This window comes from Streptomyces sp. NPDC101110, from assembly GCF_044759525.1.
Classification (GTDB): domain Bacteria; phylum Actinomycetota; class Actinomycetes; order Streptomycetales; family Streptomycetaceae; genus Streptomyces.
In genome coordinates this window covers 335,971-352,352 of sequence record NZ_JBIVZM010000008.1, presented here as the reverse complement: position 1 = coordinate 352,352, position 16,382 = coordinate 335,971, and the positions used below count along the sequence as shown (strand labels likewise).

The window sequence follows — 16,382 nt, the reverse complement described above, 5'->3', positions numbered from 1 at the left end:
CGACTGGCTGGACTGGTACAACTACCACCGACCCCACACCGGAATCAGCGGCCACACCCCAGCCAGCCGCGTCACCAACCTGTCCGGTCAGCACATCTAGGGCCCGCAGCCTGTCGTACAGCTCACGGGCCTTCGCGGATTTCCCCACTCGCGCCACCTTCCGTATGCCCGCCTGCCCTCCTCTGCCCGTATCGGGACCGGCGGGCACGCCGATGACCAGGAGCGTAGCGGCAGATTGCCCGCCTTGCCCGCCCTTTCGGACAGCCACCGCGTTCACGCGGGACCGTGGTCCACGCCCGGCCCACCGGCCGGCATCCAACCGAGGAGAGGAACACGTCACCATGACCACGCCTATCGCCCGAAAGTTGGGCCATGCCGCGCTGTTTAGCCTGATTCGCGGCGCGTGCTGGGCCCTGGGTTCAGCCTCCGTGGCGGGCATCGTGTGGTGGATCCAGCACAGGTAGCCCTACGAGAGACGCGCCTGGGCCCCCACCGTGCCCGGCCCAGGCGCGGTCACGACCGGTGCCCGTCGTTCCGGCGAACTAAGGAACCCGCTGCTCTTCTTGACGCTGGTCAGCAGTCCTTTGCCTGGTTTCTGCGCAGCCGACGCCTGGTCAGGGACTACGAAGGCCGCACCGACACGAGCGAAGCCGTCATCCGCTGGTCGATGATCGCCCTTATGAGCCGCCGCCTGGCCGCACAGCCTCATCAGTGCGCTGTTCTGCCGGCAGGGCGAACCCTCCGGGCTTGGTCTCCACCAGCCAGCCCCCTTCCACCAGCCTCTTCAGCCGTGCTCTTGCCCCCTCGACACGTGAGGCCGAGGCGCTGTCCCAGCCGGGCACCACGGCCGCCCGCCGGGCACCCAGCCCGTCGTTCCCGGCTTCGGCCGCGGCTGCCATCACCGCCTGGTGGTCCACCGACAGATCTTCGACACCGGCCGCGTTCTGTCGATGCGGCGCCGCACGGCGCGGGCCCACCGGTGTCCTCGGCGACGGGCCAACGACCGTCTCGGCCGGCTGTTCCTCCTCGGCGAGCGCTTCCAGATACCGCTCGAGGCCGATCGTCCGTAGCTTGAGAACCTCCTCGGCGTCCACCAAGTCCGCCCGCATCCGCTCCAGTTCGGCTTCGAGCTCCTCCACCCGCACGGCGGCGGTCTTCCGCCGCGTTCCAGGACCGCCCGCATCGACGGCATCCGCCACCCCCAGGCCGACTCGATCAGCAACGAGTCAGGACTCCCGCCACAGCCGGAATCTCATGCCTGACCAGCGTTATCCGCACACGGCATTCGGAAAGCGAACGGCCTCTTACGGGTCATCTCATTTGGCGTGCTCGATAGCCTGTTGCCGTGGGGATCGTTGAACGGCTGGTGCCGGATGAGTTGTGGGAGTTGTTCCAGCGGGTGGTGCCGGAGGTGCCGACCCGTCCGCAAGGCGGTGGTCGGCGCCGCCACGGAGATCGGGAAGTGCTGGCCGCGATCGTGTTCGTCGCAACGTCGGGCTGCACGTGGCAGCAGCTGCCGTCCGCCTCGTTCGGGCCCTCAGGAGCCACGGCCCACCGGCGGTTCACAGAGTGGTCGAAGGCCAGAGTGTGGGCCAAGCTGCACCGCCTGGTCCTCGACGAGCTCGGTGCCCGCGGCGAGCTGGACTGGTCCCGGTGCGCGCTCGACTCGGTCAACATGCGGGCCCTGAAAGGGGGGAACTGACAGGCCCGAATCCTGTCGACCGGGGCTAGTACGGCTCGAAGGTGTACTTGATCACCGAGCGGTCCGGTCTGCCCCTGTCCGTCGGCATCTCCGGTGCCAACATCCACGACGGTCAGGCCCTGATCCCGCTCGTACAGGGCATACCGCCGATCCGCTCCCGCCGCGGTCGACGGCGGCGAAGGCCCGGCAAGCTGCACGGTGACAAAGGCTATGACTACCACCACCTGCGGCGATGGTTACGCGACCGCCGCATCACGCCCCGGATCGCCCGCAAAGGGACGGACTCAAGCCAGCGGCTGGGCCGGCACCGCTGGACTATCGAACGCACCATGGCCTGGCTCGCCGGATGCCGACGCCTCCACCGACGCTACGAACGCAAAGCCGGCCACTTCCTGGACTTCACCAGCATCGCCCGCACCCTCATCTGCTACCGCCGACTCACCAAATGAGATGACCTGTTAGTGCGCCGGTTAGGGTGGCGGCAACACATTCTGTGAGTGTGCGGTGTGCCGGGAAGTGTGGTCGGCGACGTTGGCTGAGGTGTGGTTCGTCGTCGATTCGTCCGGAGATGTCTGGCGCTTGCCCACGGAGGACCTGCTCGGAGGCGTCCGTCAGGGAAGCAGGCCCGTGTGTGCGAGGGCGGCCGCGCTGAGGATGGCGATGGCCTCCTGGTCACGTCGACGCCAGGCGTCGGCGAAACCACCGGGCGGGGTCGGCAACTTGACGAGGGCGGCTGGCGGACCGGTGAGAGCACGCAGGGCGAGCAGGTCCGCACCGCCCGGCGCGTCGGCGAGGCGACGGACGATCATGCTGCGACGAATCCAGAGCAGACGCGAGGGCAGCCACAGCATCAGGATCAGGAGCACCAGGCCGACAATGAGAGCCGTGGTGGCCGCATCGGCGATTTGAGTGACGGTCTCCTGAAACGATGCGCCGGCATCCGCGAAACCGGCACTGGCGTCGGCCGCGGATTGCAGCGGCTTCTGCAGGACATCGCCGACGAACGGTACGTTCGACGCCGCGTCCCCTGCGTTCCCGAGGTCATCTGCGAGGCCGTGTCCAGAGCTTTCAACCTTTTGCCCCGGCTCGGCCAACAGCATGATCGTGTCCCGGACGAAGAGGGCCACCCACACCGTGGTAGCGATCAGGGCCACGGAGGTCAGGTCCACGAGCACCTGGAGGTTCCGGCGTACGGGAGTCTGGGCGTAGAGGCGCAACGGCGAGGTCCTGTCGGTTCAAAGAGTCGGGGAGAATCGGCGCCCGCCCCGCCGGTGACTCGGCCGGCCGGTCGTCGGAACCCACTCTTCCATCGCGCTCACCGGGCAGACGTGCAAGACGCGCACCACGGGCGGTCCGGCGCCGCGATACCGAGACTGAACTCGCGGTGTCGTCTCGTTACTCAGGTGGGTCCGATGCCCAGGCCGGTCCCGGCGAAACAGCTCTCCACGAGGTGGCTGCGGTACTGTGCCGGTACCACGTCGCGGCCAAGACTGGCCGATAGCCTGACCGCCATGAGTGACGGCATTGCGTGGATAGCGCACACCACCACACCCCTTCATCAACCGTGCCCGGCGTGCTCGGCGGCATCTCGCTGACCCTGGCCCGTGGTTTGGAGACGGACGAATTCCTCATCAACCTGGGCGCTGACCTCGTTCGAGTTAGCCGCGCGCACCCCGTGCAGGGAGCTGCGCGCGCCGGCCGGGCAGCCGGGCGGGATCTCCCCTCATCTCAACCGCGTCATGTACGGCGCGTGCGGTGAGTGGATTTACGTCCTGGAGGACTGGGGCATGTCAACCTGGGCGACCGGCTTCCAAGGCAAGGTCGAGTCGATGGTGCCCTGCGAGGGCGAGGAGGTCCTCTGCCTGACCGCCAACCGTTTCAGTTCGTGTTCAGCGTCAGTTTGCCCGCCGGCACATCCACGGTGACCGTCGTCCCCGACGCCACATATGGGGAGACGATCCCCCCCCAGTGGTTGTCGGCGATGCTCACCTTCTTCAGCGGCTTGCCTGCCGCATCCGGGGTCCACACCTCGAACGTCAGCATCGACTTGTCCCGTCGGCGTCGGTCACCTTGTTCTTGAGCTGGACCTTCTGAGACGTCACCCGCTGGAACCCGCCAGGCGCAGCATTCCGCGAAAGAGGCGCAGCCGTCGGGCTCTTCCCTGACACCGGCCGCGCTCCTGCGGCAGCCGTCCGCGTGTCCTTCTCCGGCCCGGCAGCAGGTTGGGGTGAGGGAGCGGCGTTGGGGTCGGGCTGGGTGGTCGGAGCCGCCTGGGCCGTCCCGGCCGCGCCGCTGGCACTGAACAGCACCATGGCCGCTGTGCCGACGGCTAACCGCGAGAGAGTGTGTTTCCTTCTGGTTCTAGACCTTCTGAACAACACATGTCCGTTCGGTCTTGCCCTCCCACGAACCGAGGGCAAGACGTTCCTGGTATGTGTCGTGCCGCCCCTTTCCTATGTGGCGTGCTCATGATCAGGCAACGCACCCAACCTGGGCGGTTCGTCTCCAACTGGAGCTAAGAAAGTGACGAGACGATCTGGCTGATCACCCCCGACTCCGCCTACGACGACTCCTGCACGCACAGGCGACGGAACGGGAGGAGATGCTGGCTGACCTGTGGGAGTTCGAGGGCAAGCCGGCTGGCCTGCAGGAGGCGGGGCGAGGGTCCTGTCGTGGGCATTCGAGGAGGGCGCAGGAGCGTTCCTGTACTGGCTGGCGCGGCCCGGGCATGCCCCCGACGACGGGACTGTGCTGTACAACGAGGGACGCGGCCCCCTGTGGGAGCACCACCACATGGGGTGTCTCGCGTTTCTCCTGGCGGTGCTCCCGGAACCGCACAGACGGAATACTTCAGCCACCTCTATGACGTGCAGAAGCCGACGGAACACCGCTTCGCGACGGCCGACCGGACCCTTGGGGCGACCGAGCAGTGATGCCGCCGGGCGGCTCTCGACGACCTGGCTTGCCGCTGACGCGCCCAACTGCGCGGTGGACTTGGCAACGGTCGGCGCGTAGGCCGTGAGAGCGGGTACACCGCGACGGCCCTTCGCTCTTCCCCTTGCGGATGCCTCCGACTCGGCGTGCAGGCCCGGACGCGGCCGAGTTCTGACGTGTCCTCATCCACAGCATGGCGGTGGGTCTCACTGACACACGGTGCTGCCGACCGGCCGGGAGAGCCGGACCCGGCGGCGCGCACTGGTTTCACCAGCTCACCCACTCCATGGCCGACACCACCCCGCCCGACGCCGCCTCCATTGAGGGCCTGGAGATCGTCGCCCGGTAGTTCGCCACAACGGATCCCGCACGCGCTCCCAGCGGCCGCCTGGAGAGCGAGGTCGACCGGCTCGCTGCACGCACACCCGACCGCTGCCCCCCCGACTCCTCGCCGTCGAACACCACGACCTCATCGGTCATGCGGGCGTGCAGCGCGTTCGCCTCGTCGCGGGAGCGCAGCGCCACAATCGGCAGGTCCAGCTCGTGGGCTGCGCGGATCACCCGTACCGCGATCAATTGAATGCGGTACGAATGAATCGCTAATTGACAGCTCTGGGGCACATGCAAGTCAAACGGCGGGCACGCCCCAGGTGATCCCATTCCCGGCCAGGGCGACGCTCCACGCGCGGAGACCCTTGTGTTCGGCAATGGCGCAAATTCGGCTTCAGCACGGCTTCACATCCCGACATGCTCTGGGTGCCCAAGCACCAGCGCCGATGACCGGCAGAGCAGGCGTCGGCCATGGCGGTACGGGAGGAGTCAGCGCGGACTCAGGCTATTGAACGCAGCAGGACATTCGGGTGTCGCGCCGGGGTAGATCGCACCGAACGTTCGACGCTTGCAGCCACACCCTTTCCCCCGGTACTCCGCCGGAGCCGGTTATCAGGTCCCGGCGCGGTCGGCAGACCGCAAAAGGTAGCGCTCCTGAGAGCGAACACAGAGTTCTCGGCCGGGAAGCACTGCGCACAGTTGCGAGATCGACATTCAACGCCCTATTTCAGGAGCAGGTCATGAAGAGAACGCACCATCGCACCGGGGCACTTCTGGCCACGGTGTGCGGTTTCACTCTGTGGCTCCCTGGCGTGGCCCACGCGGCCGACGCACCGACGCCACATCTTTTCGCCACGACGCTGGTGAACAAGACCGGCACCACGATCACGGTCACCGCCGGGGTCGGCCGGGGCAACACGATCAGCGTCTGGCAGTCGGGCAGCAACATCAGAATCAGAGACACCGGAGACACGGTCGCACCGTCCGGCGACTGCACCGCCATCAGCACGACCGAAGTCGCCTGCAGGGCCGCCGACACGACCGAACTGGTGGTCAACGCCGGCGACCAGGACGACACCGTCACCTCCTCGCTGGCGGCCCTCGGCGTCACCCTCGTCGGTGGTGCCGGCAACGACAACCTCTACGGGGGATCCGCCAACGACACCCTCGAAGGCGACGAGGGATCCGACTTCCTTTCCGGCGGCGCGGGAAACGACACCCTGACCGGTGGAGCCGAGGCGGACAGGATCTTCGGTGGTTCCGGCAACGACTCCATCGAGGGACGCGGCGGCTCGGACATCGTGGACGGCGGTGCCGACAACGACGTGATCTACGGCGGCAGCGGCAACGAGCGCATCGTCGCCGGCGCCGGCAACGACTACGCCGAGGGTGGCAACGGCCGGGACACCATCGACACCGTGGACAACGTCGGCGGCAACGACTACGTCGAAGGCGGAGCTGACGTGGACGACTGCCGCGCCGACTTGGGCGACAACGTCAGCGGATGCCCCTGACCAGCGTGAGTGAGCGGCACGCCAGTACCCGTACACGGCGAGACAACACGAAAGGCGGGCACCGATGAGAACACAAGGAATCTGCACCACGGTGGTGGTCCTCGGCGCACTCACCTGCGCTCCGCTGACCGCCGCTTCCGCCGCGCCCGGTGCGGGCCCCGGCGGAAGCCTGGCGGGCACCACGGTCGTGCAGGAGGTGGGCGACACCCTTAGCATCACGGCCGCCCAGGGTGTGGCGAATGACATCACCATCCGACGTCAGGGCAACGTTGTCGTGGTGACGGACGCGGGGGACACCGTGTCCGCCGTAGCCCCGTGTCAGTCGACGGGGACGCACACGGCGGAGTGTCCGCTGCCTGTCGCCTCTATACGGGTCAACGCCAACGACTCCGATGACAGCGTCAGCATCTCCCCGAACCTGGAAGCCGCCGGAACGGTGATCGGCGGTGCGGGTGACGACCGCCTCAACGGCGGTCCCCGGGCAGACCGGCTCGTCGGCGACGACCCGGATGCCACTGGCCTGCGGGCGACGCCGGGCAACGACACCATCAACGGCGGCCCCGGCAACGACACGATCTCCGGGCTGGCCGGCAACGACACCATCTACGGCAATGCCGGCAACGACACTCTCAACGGCGACGACGGCAACGACACACTTGAGGGTGCCCAGGGCAACGACACCCTCACTGGAGGCCGCGGCAACGACACGCACATCGGCGGCGAGGGCAGCGACACCCTCAACGGCGTGGACAACGTGATCGCCAACGACGGCCTCGACGGCGGCCTCGGTTTCGACACCTGCAACCGCGACACCGGCGACACAGCCGTCAACTGCCCCTGATCAACCACTCGTTTCCCCAGTACGGCGCTACTCATCGAGTGGAAGCGTCGCCGGACAGCCGTAGCGGCTGTCCGGCGGCAGGATGACAGCCGGTGATGAACGACTGCTATGCAGTTCCCGCCGGTCATGACTGGCTGTTGAGAAAACCGATCGCGACGGCCCCCCACCACCCTAGTTGGGAGAGAACCGCCGAGATCACTCCACGCACCAGCAGCCGCCGCGGGGGCCGGGCGCTCACCTGGTCGCCCAGGGTGCGGTGCAGAGCTTGCGCGTGCACTCCGTTGAGCGCGATCAGGAGGACGAGCACCAGCTTCACCCGTGTAAGGGGAGCCCGTGGGTCGGGATCGAGGACGATTCCGCTCAGCACCAGGCCGGCCAGCCCCGTCCACACGGGCACGTGCAGCGGGCCGGCGAACTCCAGTGACTGGCGCAGGCTCCGCCTCCCCAGCAGCCACAGCATTCCGTAGTAGTCGACGGTCAGCACTGAGCCCAGTCCGAGGACCAGCGCCCCCAGATGGAGGAACAGCGCGACCGTACGCACCGCGGGACCGGCCTCCACCTGTGCCGCCGCCCCCACGCTGCCCGCCCACGCCAGACAGATGAGCAGGTCGGCGACGATGAGCGTACGGCTGTGCGGGGGTCTGCGGGGCCGTCCGGGATTCATGCGATCACCTCCGTGGTGAGGCGGTGGGACGGCATTCCCGCGCCCCACCGCCTGCTCGAGGCGGATCAGTTCCGGGCCACCCAGCCGGCCATGATCCCCATGACGTCGTCGTGCGAGTGCCCGTCGATCTCGTACCTGCTGGTGATGCGCAGGACGTCCCCTCGGTGGATCGCGCCGAGGGAGTCGCCGCTGCAGGGCGGCATGTTGGAGATCTCGGTGTGTCCGTGGAGGTCGATGAACTCGGGGCTGCCGCCTTCCTCCGCCACGATGTCGCACAGGAGCCTGCCGGTGGTGAGGTTCTCGGTCCGCACCGAGTGACCGCTGTGGTGGAGATGGCCGCGCATGTGCACCAGTGTCCCGGAGATCGTGGATCGCCACCGCCGGGTCTTTTCGCTGACTCCCTCGGGAGCGTCGTACGTGCTGCCGAGGCATCCGCCCGCGTCCATCCAGATCGGTGTCACCGGTTCGAGTCGCGAACCAGTGGCGGATTCATGGGTGTACGTCACGGAGATGTAGACCGTCTTGTTCTGGGGGGCGTGGTTCATCAGGTCGTAGAGCATGTTCCACCGCTCACCCCCTCCGACCTTGATGCCGTATCCGGAGGGCAGGACACTTTCCACACGCTCGTTGCCGGAGGCGAATATTCGCTGTGGACCGTTGCACACGACGTCGTTCTTCCAGTGATTTCCCATCACCATGTGATGCAACATTGGCCCGGTGTTGACGTTGGCGTTCGACCCGTCCGCGTAGACGAGATTGGGCTTGAATCCCGTGATGAAGCAGTCGTCGCACGGCTTCTGGACATTCAGGGAGAGTCGGTTTCCCGACTCCCCGTGGTCGTGCCCCGACGCGGCGGGGATGGTGAACGGCCCGTATCGTACGGTCGTGACCTGCGGGCCGCGGTGCTGCCGCCCTGTGTCAGGGGCGGCAGCGGCTGCGGAGACGGCCGCGGGCACGGCGCCGGCCGCCAGTGCCGCGGCGACGATGACGGCGGTCAACGCACATTTTCGCTGAAACATGTTTCCTCCTTGCCGGAAAGAAATTCTTCCGAATCGGCCGGAACGCACGGAAACCACATCGCGAGGACAGGAGATGCCCTGAAGTGCGGGCAGCGCATATCGAGGGGTCCCCTCGCAGGTAATTGCCCCGCTTGGCTGACCGTAGAGTGACGGGCGGCCTTTCCGCTGTCAACCGGTCCCCGCCGCGGTGAAAAACGGGGAGGTTCCCGCTGAGTTGCTGACCAGCGTCTACTCGAGATACTCGCCCCTGGGACTGGCGCAACACCGGCGACTTCACCGGTTCGCGGCGGTGATGCAGGGTGACTCAGCCGCTGCTCCGGGCCGAGGCCAGCCTGGCGAAGAGCCTGTGCACCAATGCGCTCCACGCCTTGCGGTCCGGGCCCTCGAGGCCCGAGGCGGTGAGAACGTCACCCCCGAGGGACACACACAGCACCAGGCGGGCGCAGGCCGCGCTGTCGACCTCGGGGGCAAGTGAGCCGTCCTGTTGGGCGAGTTCGACCAGGTCCGTCAGCTTGGCCTCCGCCCTGCGCAAGGCGGCGTGGACCCTGCGGGCGACCTCGTCGTCCCGCCGCGCGGCGGCGAGCGCCTCACTGACCAGAGGCGCCCACGTGTGCCGGCGGGGGTCGGAGAGGTCGGTGGTGATCATCTCGAGCAGGTCGGTGGGGGCCGCCCCGCGGTCGACTGCCTCGACCAGCCTGCGCGCGGCAGCTGCCAGACCGCGATCGACCGCCTCGGCGAGAAGTTCGGCCTTGTTCCGGAAGTTGCCGTAGATCGCGCCGGTGGAGAGCCCGGCACGACGGGCTATGTCCTGTACCCGCGCACGGTCGTAACCCTGCTCTCCGAATTCGTGAACGGCTGCCTCGATCAGCCGGTCACGGATCTCGGGACCGCACTGCCTTGAGAGGGAATCAGGCTCTGCCACGACCCAAGCGTAACCGCGCAGCGAGGTTCCAAGAGGCCCTGACAGAAAGGCACTTCGGGCCGCACCAGTATTGCGCTCACCCTCGAGAATAGTCATTATTCTCGACCTGAGGCGTCGAGCCGGGAGGCGTGCGTCATGACGTACGGCACCGAGCAACCCCACATCATCGGCAGACAGGCCGAGCGCCGGCAGCTGGCGGCGGCGGTCGAAGCCTGCCGCGGAGCAGGCGGCGGCGCCCTGCTCCTCACCGGTGACCACGGAATCGGCAAGACCGCGCTGCTCCGGTACGCCTCCCACCTGGCCCGTGGCTTCCGCCCTGTCAGGGCCGACGGGGTACCGGCGGAACAGGACCTGGTGTACGGAGCGGTGCAGCGGCTGGTCAGGCCGCTGGCCTCCGACATCCCTCAACTGCCCGCGCGCTCCCGTGAGGTGCTGGAGCGGCTGCTGCTCGGGCACGTCCCGTCGCCCGGGGACCGATCGCTGATCGGCGTCGCCGTTCTGGCGCTCCTGGGCAGGGCGAGCGGCCGCAGTCCGGTGCTGGTCGGCGTGGACGATCTGCACTGGGTCGACGCAGAGTCCCGTGACACCCTCGGTTTCGTAGCCCGCAGGATCAGCACCGAGCGGGTCCTGATACTGGCCGGGACGGAGAGCGACGGGTGCGCCGCCGTGTCGGGGGTGCCGGTGCTCCGTCTGGCGGGCCTGCCCGACCAGGACTGCCTGCGGCTCATCGCACGGATCCGGTCCTCTCCGGTGGCGCTCCCGGTTCGCGAGGTGCTCCTCCACGCAGCGGGCGGCAATCCCCTGAACATGCTGGAGTTGATGCGGACGCTCACACCCGCGGAACTGAGCCAGGTGTCCCGCCTGCCCGACCCCCTGCCCCTGGCACCTCGTCTGGCGCGCCGCCGGCTCACCGAATTGAGCCGGCTTCCCGGCGACTGCCGGAGATTGCTGTTGCTGCTGGCAGCGGAACCGGGCCTGGCCCCCCAGACACTCCTGCGTGTCGCCCAACGGACGAGCATCGACCCGTCGGCCCTGAAACCGGCCGAGACCGCAGGTCTGATCACTGTCTCGAACACCGTGATCTCCTTCCGGCACGACGATCTCGGCCGGGCCATCTACCAGGGAGCGGATCTCGCCGAACGGCACTGGGCGCACGACATGCTGGCTCGAGCGTTCACCGACACCCACGACGATCGTCGTTGCCGGCACGAGGCCGCCCTGTTGTCGGAGCCCAACGCCGAACTGGCCGACGAGCTGGAACGTCAGGCCGTAACCGCCCGTCGGCAAGGCAGCCCGGCCCACGCGGCAGAGCTCATGGAACGCTCGGCCCACCTGACCCCGGAAGACGGCCCCCGGGGAAGCCGCCTGGTGGCCGCGGCCGACTGCTGCCGACACGCCGGGCACCCGCGGCGCGCCGTCCGGCTACTGGAACGCGCGGAGCCGCTGATGGGCAGCGATCAGCCATCCCTACGGGGACACATGACCTACCTGAAAAGCGTGATCGCCCTCCAGCACGCCCCTGCGCCGGATGCCTGCGACGGACTCCTGACCGCCGCCGACCTGCTGGCCGGTGAGGACCCGTCGCTGGCCGTCAAGGCGCTGGTGGCAGCGGGGGAGGCAGGCCTGTACGCGGGAAACGCGGCCTTGCCCGTGCAGGCCGGCCGGCGTGCGCTGGCGGTGCTGAACAGCACGGGACACGAACAGCCGGCGAGCCGGTTGGCCGCCGATGTTCTGCTTGCGGTCGCCGATTCGCTTCAAGGCCGGCTCTCGGCCGCGGTGCCCCGGTTACGTGAGCGTCTCGACACGGCGGCGCAGGTCGACGATCCTCTCCTGCTCGCCTGGGCGTCGCACGGTGCGCTGTTCATCGCCGACGATGCCCGCGCGCGTGCGCTGGCCACCCGAGCGGTGACGCTGGCACGCACGGCAGGTGACACACCCACGATGGCGCACGCCATGCAGTACCTCGCGTACCCGGAATGCTGGCTGAGCGGACCGGAAGCCGCGACGCTCACCGCCGCCGAGGCACTGCGGCTCGCCCGCGAGACCGGCCAGCTCAACTGCGTCCGCAATCTGATGGGGATACTGATGCTCGCGGCCGGGATCACCGGAGACTCGGCGGCCTGCGGGCAGTACGCGGACCGCGTCGTCGGCGAAGCGCAGGCGCACGGCCTGGGCCTCGCTTCCGCCCTTGGCCTGTGGGGACTGGCCCACCTGGATCTCGCCTCCGGAGACTGGGCCGAGGCTGCTGCCAAGCTGCGCCGACTCGCCCGCACGAGGCTCGGACATCCCGGTGTCGCGATCGAGGCGGTGCCCAGTTACGTGGAGGCCGCGGTCCGAGCCGGGGACCGGCCGCGGGCGGAGCGCGCCGCGACGACTTTCGCTCCTTGGGCGGAGGCGATCGGCCGTGGGTGGCCGACCGCGTTGGCGGCCCGGTGCCGCGCGCTGCTGGAAACCGGCGACACCGAGGAACACTTCCGGTGCGCTCTGCGTCTGCACCCGATCGGCGATCGGGAACTGGAACTGGCCCGCACAGGCCTGCTCTACGGCGAGTACCTCAACCGTGAGCGCCGACGCTCGGACGCCCGCGCCCAGCTCCGGGAAGCAGCCGACATCTTCCGCAGGCACGGAGCGCGGCTGTGGCTCGAGCGGACCCGGGCCGAGCTGCGCGCCACCGGGGACGACTGGGATCCCGCGGAGGACGAGTCCCCTGCTCTTGAAGTCCGGTCCGGAACACTGACCTCCCGTCAGCACCAGATCGTCCGGCTGGTAGCCCAGGGCGCGACCAACAAGGAGGTGGCAGCCCGGTTGTACCTGAGCCCCCGCACCGTCGACTATCACCTGCGTCGCATCTTCGAGCGCCTGGGTATCACCTCGCGTGCCGACCTGATCCGCTGGTCCGCAGCCGGCACCGGTTCCGGCACATGATCCCCGGTTGGCCGCCGCGCCGGACTCGAAACCGACTCGGGCCCGTGCTGCTTTCGGACTGCTGTCACTGAATACGCCGGGCCATCCCGGTCCCCCTGCCCGTCAGCCGTTCCAGCGGCCCCCGCCGGAAGAAGCGGGACCAGAGGGTGGCCAGGACGGTGACGGACGCGACGAAGCCGAGCAGAGGCGGTGATGTCCCTGCCGATGAGTGGGTACGACCCCAATGGCTGGAGCTGCCGCCCCTCGGACCGCCGGGTCTCCGCATGGCCTCGGTGTCGAGGCACATGGGCCCGACGGCATGAAGGAAGGTGAGGCGGAGCGCGCGTGAGCCGGGTAGTGGTGGTGGACGGCGAGGCACTGGTCCGCTCGGGCTTCCGACTCATCCTGGGCGCCTCGGAGGACATCGAGGTCGTCGCGACCGCGAACGGCGGCGACGCAGTGGAGCTCCTTCGCCGGGAACGGCAAGGTACGCGGCGCGGCGAGCGACACCGCGTGCGGGGGACGGTTCGCGGGGCGGGTGTCATACAGGGCGCCGGCGCAGGTGGTCGTCCCGGCCCACGGCCGCGGGACCCCGACGAACAGCAACCGCCCCTGCCCGGGGCCGTCGTAGACGAGAGCGTTCCGGCTGCGGTACGGGCCGCCATGTCACGTGCGGCGGGGCTCAGGGCTTCGCGGGTGGCACGTTGGACGAGGTTGTGGACGCGCGCCGCCTGGTGAGGGGTGTTGGGGGTGTGGTCGGCCAGGCTGAGCCGGTGCAGGCAGCGCAGCGTGTCGGTCGCCTCGTCCACCCCTACCGCGCGCGGGGATACATCGAGGTCGGTGCCACCGTCGGGGGTGCGCTGTTCGGTGAGGCAGGCGAGGGCTGGGGGCGAGGTCAGGACGGTGGGCGCCCAGGGGGATGCCGTTGGGGTCGAGCAGGGCCACCAGGTGGAGCATGGGGCGGGCCAGGCCCGTGGGGCGGAGCCGGTCAGCGTGTTCGATGGACAGGGACCAGGTGGCTGCCACCGTGGCGCGGTGGGCGTCGGGCAGGCCGCTGTCCGCAGGGACCAGGTCGGGCAGCGTACAGGCGCGGTCGGCCAGCCGTACGCGGTATGCATCGGGAGCCCTGGTCGTGGTCGAGGGACAGGACCTGCTTCTGACGCGCCGTCACTGGCACCCACCTACCGTCACCGAACCGGCGCATCGCACCGTCGGCCTCTTATGGCGCTATTCCACCGCGGTGAGCGTCGCGTAGACCACGACGTTGCCCCGGTATCCGGTGTGCTCGGCGTAACCGCCCCCACAGGTGATCACCCGCAGCTCGGCCCGCTCGGAGTCGCCGTAGACCTTCTCGCTCGGGAAGCTGTCTTTGGCGTAGACCTCCACGGCGTCGACGGTGAAGACGGCCGTGCGCCGGTCCTCCCGGTCGATCTCGATCGTGTTGCCCTTGGCCAGGGCGCCGAGGCCGTAGAAGACGCCGGGCCTGCCGGTCCGCAGGTCCACGTGCCCCGCGGTGATAGCCGTGCCGACGGAGCCGGGCGTCGTGCCCCCGCCGTACCAGCCGGCGAGGTCGGGCTCGTCGGCGGGCGGGGGGCGCAGCGCCCCCGCCGAGTCCAGGCTCAGGTTCGTCAGTGGGGCGTCGACCTCGATGGCGGGAATCCGGATCCGCAGGGGTTCGGAGGGCCGCAGCGGCTGCATGGCGGAGTCGGCCGCGGCGGTGCGGCCGGCCGAAGGGGCCGCGGGGGCCGCGGGGGCCGCCGGGGCGGAGAAGGCCTGGCCCGCCGAGGGCTGCGGCGGCTGTCCGTCGTGCAGTGCGCCGGTCATCAACACCGTACCCACCACCAGGGTCCAGGTCAGAAGCCTGACCGACGGGATGCACGGGGGCGGGGAAGCGCTGTCGTCGTGTCTGGATGTCATCGCGGTGGTGCCTTTTGCGTACCGTGAGGTGGGTGTCCCCGCCTCACGGCCTCCGGGGCGAAGGGGGCCCGGGGTGCCGTGAGGCGGGGGGGTGGGAGGGCGGTCAGGTGCGGTTCGCACTCGAACGGTGACGCATCCTCACCGTCCACCCGGCGGCAGCCGCGGTGACCAGCGCTCCGCCCAGGGCGAGCTGCAGGGCCGAGTCCCGGGGACTTCCGAATCCGGCTTCGACGGCCCCGTCGGGCTGGCGCTTCCCTAGCTCGTACGAATCCGTGATCTTGGTGCGGGGTGGGCACTTGACGGTGATGGTGTCGGTGTCCGGCAAGGTCCCCTCCGGCAACGTGAACTCGCCGGTCAGCACACCCTTGCTCTCGCCCTCGAAGAGATGGAACTTCCCCGCCACCTCGGACTCGCCCTTGCCGTAGGTCACACCGTCGCCGCAGGCCGCGGTGGAGACCGTGACCTTGGATCCGGGCGAGGCGCCCCGCGACCTGATGTCGAGACCGGAGCCGTCCGCGGCGGCGGCGACCGGAATCTGCAAGGCCAGGGCACCGACCACCAAGCCGATACCGATGCCAATACGTGTGTTGCCCAAGGAATCCTCCAGTGAAAGAGCGTCCGGCCGGCCTGTACGGCGTCTCGTTGTACGTCACTGACGAGGCAACCGACGCTCCGTCACCTCCGCAACACGACGGGTGGCACCTGAGTCGCCCGGGCAGCGGTACTGATCACCCGCACGCGATCATTTGCGCAGGTCACGGAAGTCGCCGCCGCCGCGGCGGAGAGAATGTCAAGGGTCGGCGAACAGGCTAACGAAGTCCCACGGCCGGGGTCGTGTGCCGGGCGGTGGCCGGCGGGGCCGCGACGAGCGGGTCCCGCGATCGAGGCCCGCCCGGCCGGACCGACAGCGTCACAAACCGAGCACACCCTCCACGCTGCCCACCCGGCCGCATCCACCAACTCACCACAACCGTGCTGACCCCGCACAGACGAAAAGCCCGGCAGGGACGATGGTTTCCAGGCCGCCCGCCCCACTGCCCGTCCACGCGGGGAGGTCCACCAGCTGACAAAGATCGGACTGTCAGCCGTGAGTACTAGCGTGTGCGGCTGTGGCTGACATCTTTGAACTCATGCTCACTCTGGAGCTGCGCGACGAATTGTCGGAGGGGGAAGTCGCCGAGCTCCGATGGCACCTCGGGCTGGGCCGCAAGCCGGAAACCCTCAGTATCGTCACCGAGTTCCCATTTGCGGTGGTGGATGATCACGGAAACCTCGTCATCGAGGACGATCCTTATCCTCTTCTGGGTGGCAGCGGCGAGGCATCCAAGGTGGATGGCGCACTTGTCTCGATCCTGCTGCGCAGGCAGAAGACTTCGCTCGGTACCTGGGCTCTGACCAGCCGACAGGAGATCCACCCCGATGAGTTCGAACGCATTGGCGAACTCCTCAGCTGGCTGGCGACCAAGGTCGATGACTCTCACCGGCGCCACGACGGCAGCCTCCACCTGGGATGGACCCGGTTCTGCGAAGAGCACCGGCCCGAGCCGTTGGCGGTGCGTGACAGCACAGTCATCTGGCCGTCGTAGCTGGGTCTCTTCTGTGCCGATTGGGGGTGGCGAGTCGCGCGGAGGAAAT

General features: G+C 68.7%; 13 protein-coding genes and 1 pseudogene. 5 read left to right on the top strand and 9 right to left on the bottom strand.

Features of this window, described 5'->3' with window-relative positions:
* Window positions 1-677 precede the first annotated feature (677 nt).
* Complete coding sequence (locus ACIQU3_RS21465) at window positions 678-1,199, bottom strand: hypothetical protein (protein WP_403927123.1); 522 nt, start codon at window positions 1,197-1,199, stop codon at window positions 678-680.
* A 152-nt stretch (window positions 1,200-1,351) separates the two neighbouring features.
* Between ACIQU3_RS21465 and ACIQU3_RS21460 the strand changes: the two are divergent.
* Window positions 1,352-2,151, top strand: a pseudogene (locus tag ACIQU3_RS21460) (IS5 family transposase).
* A gap of 162 nt (window positions 2,152-2,313) precedes the next feature.
* Here the strand turns inward: ACIQU3_RS21460 and ACIQU3_RS21455 are convergent.
* From ACIQU3_RS21455 to ACIQU3_RS21445, 3 genes are all read right to left on the bottom strand, one after another.
* On the bottom strand, window positions 2,314-2,871 hold the full coding sequence (locus tag ACIQU3_RS21455) for a hypothetical protein (RefSeq protein ID WP_403731467.1): 558 nt from the start codon (window positions 2,869-2,871) through the stop codon (window positions 2,314-2,316).
* A gap of 709 nt (window positions 2,872-3,580) precedes the next feature.
* A complete protein-coding gene (locus ACIQU3_RS21450; protein ID WP_403927120.1) occupies window positions 3,581-3,745 on the bottom strand; it encodes a hypothetical protein in 165 nt (54 codons plus the stop codon).
* A 1,158-nt stretch (window positions 3,746-4,903) separates the two neighbouring features.
* Window positions 4,904-5,212 carry a biotin carboxylase N-terminal domain-containing protein gene (locus tag ACIQU3_RS21445; RefSeq protein ID WP_403927117.1) on the bottom strand — a complete coding sequence of 103 codons (309 nt, stop codon included), beginning with the start codon at window positions 5,210-5,212 and terminating at the stop codon, window positions 4,904-4,906.
* Window positions 5,213-5,706: 494 nt separating this feature from the next.
* Between ACIQU3_RS21445 and ACIQU3_RS21440 the strand changes: the two genes are divergently transcribed.
* Together ACIQU3_RS21440 and ACIQU3_RS21435 are read left to right on the top strand one after the other, a co-directional pair.
* Complete coding sequence (locus ACIQU3_RS21440; protein WP_403927114.1) at window positions 5,707-6,480, top strand: calcium-binding protein; 774 nt, start codon at window positions 5,707-5,709, stop codon at window positions 6,478-6,480.
* 64 nt (window positions 6,481-6,544) lie between these two features.
* On the top strand, window positions 6,545-7,321 hold the full coding sequence (locus ACIQU3_RS21435; RefSeq protein WP_403927112.1) for a calcium-binding protein: 777 nt from the start codon (window positions 6,545-6,547) through the stop codon (window positions 7,319-7,321).
* Between the two features lie 124 nt (window positions 7,322-7,445).
* On the opposite strand, the gene ACIQU3_RS21430 is transcribed toward ACIQU3_RS21435, so the two are convergent.
* The 3 genes from ACIQU3_RS21430 to ACIQU3_RS21420 all read right to left on the bottom strand — a co-directional run bounded on the left by ACIQU3_RS21430 (window position 7,446) and on the right by ACIQU3_RS21420 (window position 9,926).
* Window positions 7,446-7,985, bottom strand: coding sequence for a hypothetical protein (locus tag ACIQU3_RS21430; protein WP_403731449.1), 540 nt, complete (start codon window positions 7,983-7,985; stop codon window positions 7,446-7,448).
* 65 nt (window positions 7,986-8,050) lie between these two features.
* A complete protein-coding gene (locus ACIQU3_RS21425; RefSeq protein ID WP_403927110.1) occupies window positions 8,051-9,004 on the bottom strand; it encodes a hypothetical protein in 954 nt (317 codons plus the stop codon).
* A 304-nt stretch (window positions 9,005-9,308) separates the two neighbouring features.
* Window positions 9,309-9,926 carry a TetR/AcrR family transcriptional regulator gene (locus ACIQU3_RS21420; RefSeq protein WP_403731442.1) on the bottom strand — a complete coding sequence of 206 codons (618 nt, stop codon included), beginning with the start codon at window positions 9,924-9,926 and terminating at the stop codon, window positions 9,309-9,311.
* A 135-nt stretch (window positions 9,927-10,061) separates the two neighbouring features.
* Here ACIQU3_RS21420 and ACIQU3_RS21415 point away from each other — a divergent pair, with 135 nt between their 5' ends.
* Window positions 10,062-12,851 (top strand): AAA family ATPase, encoded by a 2,790-nt coding sequence (locus ACIQU3_RS21415; RefSeq protein ID WP_403927108.1) that lies wholly within the window; start codon window positions 10,062-10,064, stop codon window positions 12,849-12,851.
* Between the two features lie 1,206 nt (window positions 12,852-14,057).
* On the opposite strand, the gene ACIQU3_RS21410 is transcribed toward ACIQU3_RS21415, so the two are convergent.
* On the bottom strand, window positions 14,058-14,747 hold the full coding sequence (locus tag ACIQU3_RS21410) for a class F sortase (protein WP_403927105.1): 690 nt from the start codon (window positions 14,745-14,747) through the stop codon (window positions 14,058-14,060).
* A 103-nt stretch (window positions 14,748-14,850) separates the two neighbouring features.
* Window positions 14,851-15,342, bottom strand: a complete 492-nt coding sequence (locus tag ACIQU3_RS21405; protein WP_403731433.1) for a sortase — start codon at window positions 15,340-15,342, stop codon at window positions 14,851-14,853.
* A 514-nt stretch (window positions 15,343-15,856) separates the two neighbouring features.
* On the opposite strand from ACIQU3_RS21405, the gene ACIQU3_RS21400 reads away from it, so the two are divergent.
* Entirely contained in the window at window positions 15,857-16,333 is a 477-nt protein-coding gene (locus tag ACIQU3_RS21400) for a hypothetical protein (RefSeq protein ID WP_403731430.1), read from the top strand.
* Window positions 16,334-16,382: the final 49 nt, after the last annotated feature.

Coding starts and splice junctions, on each gene's coding strand:
- ACIQU3_RS21440 (WP_403927114.1), top strand. CDS start 5,707: ATGAAGAGAACGCACCATCGCACCGGGGCACTTCTGGCCACGGTGTGC.
- ACIQU3_RS21430 (WP_403731449.1), bottom strand. CDS start 7,985: ATGAATCCCGGACGGCCCCGCAGACCCCCGCACAGCCGTACGCTCATC.
- ACIQU3_RS21435 (WP_403927112.1), top strand. CDS start 6,545: ATGAGAACACAAGGAATCTGCACCACGGTGGTGGTCCTCGGCGCACTC.
- ACIQU3_RS21425 (WP_403927110.1), bottom strand. CDS start 9,004: ATGTTTCAGCGAAAATGTGCGTTGACCGCCGTCATCGTCGCCGCGGCA.
- ACIQU3_RS21410 (WP_403927105.1), bottom strand. CDS start 14,747: ATGACATCCAGACACGACGACAGCGCTTCCCCGCCCCCGTGCATCCCG.
- ACIQU3_RS21450 (WP_403927120.1), bottom strand. CDS start 3,745: ATGCTGACGTTCGAGGTGTGGACCCCGGATGCGGCAGGCAAGCCGCTG.
- ACIQU3_RS21415 (WP_403927108.1), top strand. CDS start 10,062: ATGACGTACGGCACCGAGCAACCCCACATCATCGGCAGACAGGCCGAG.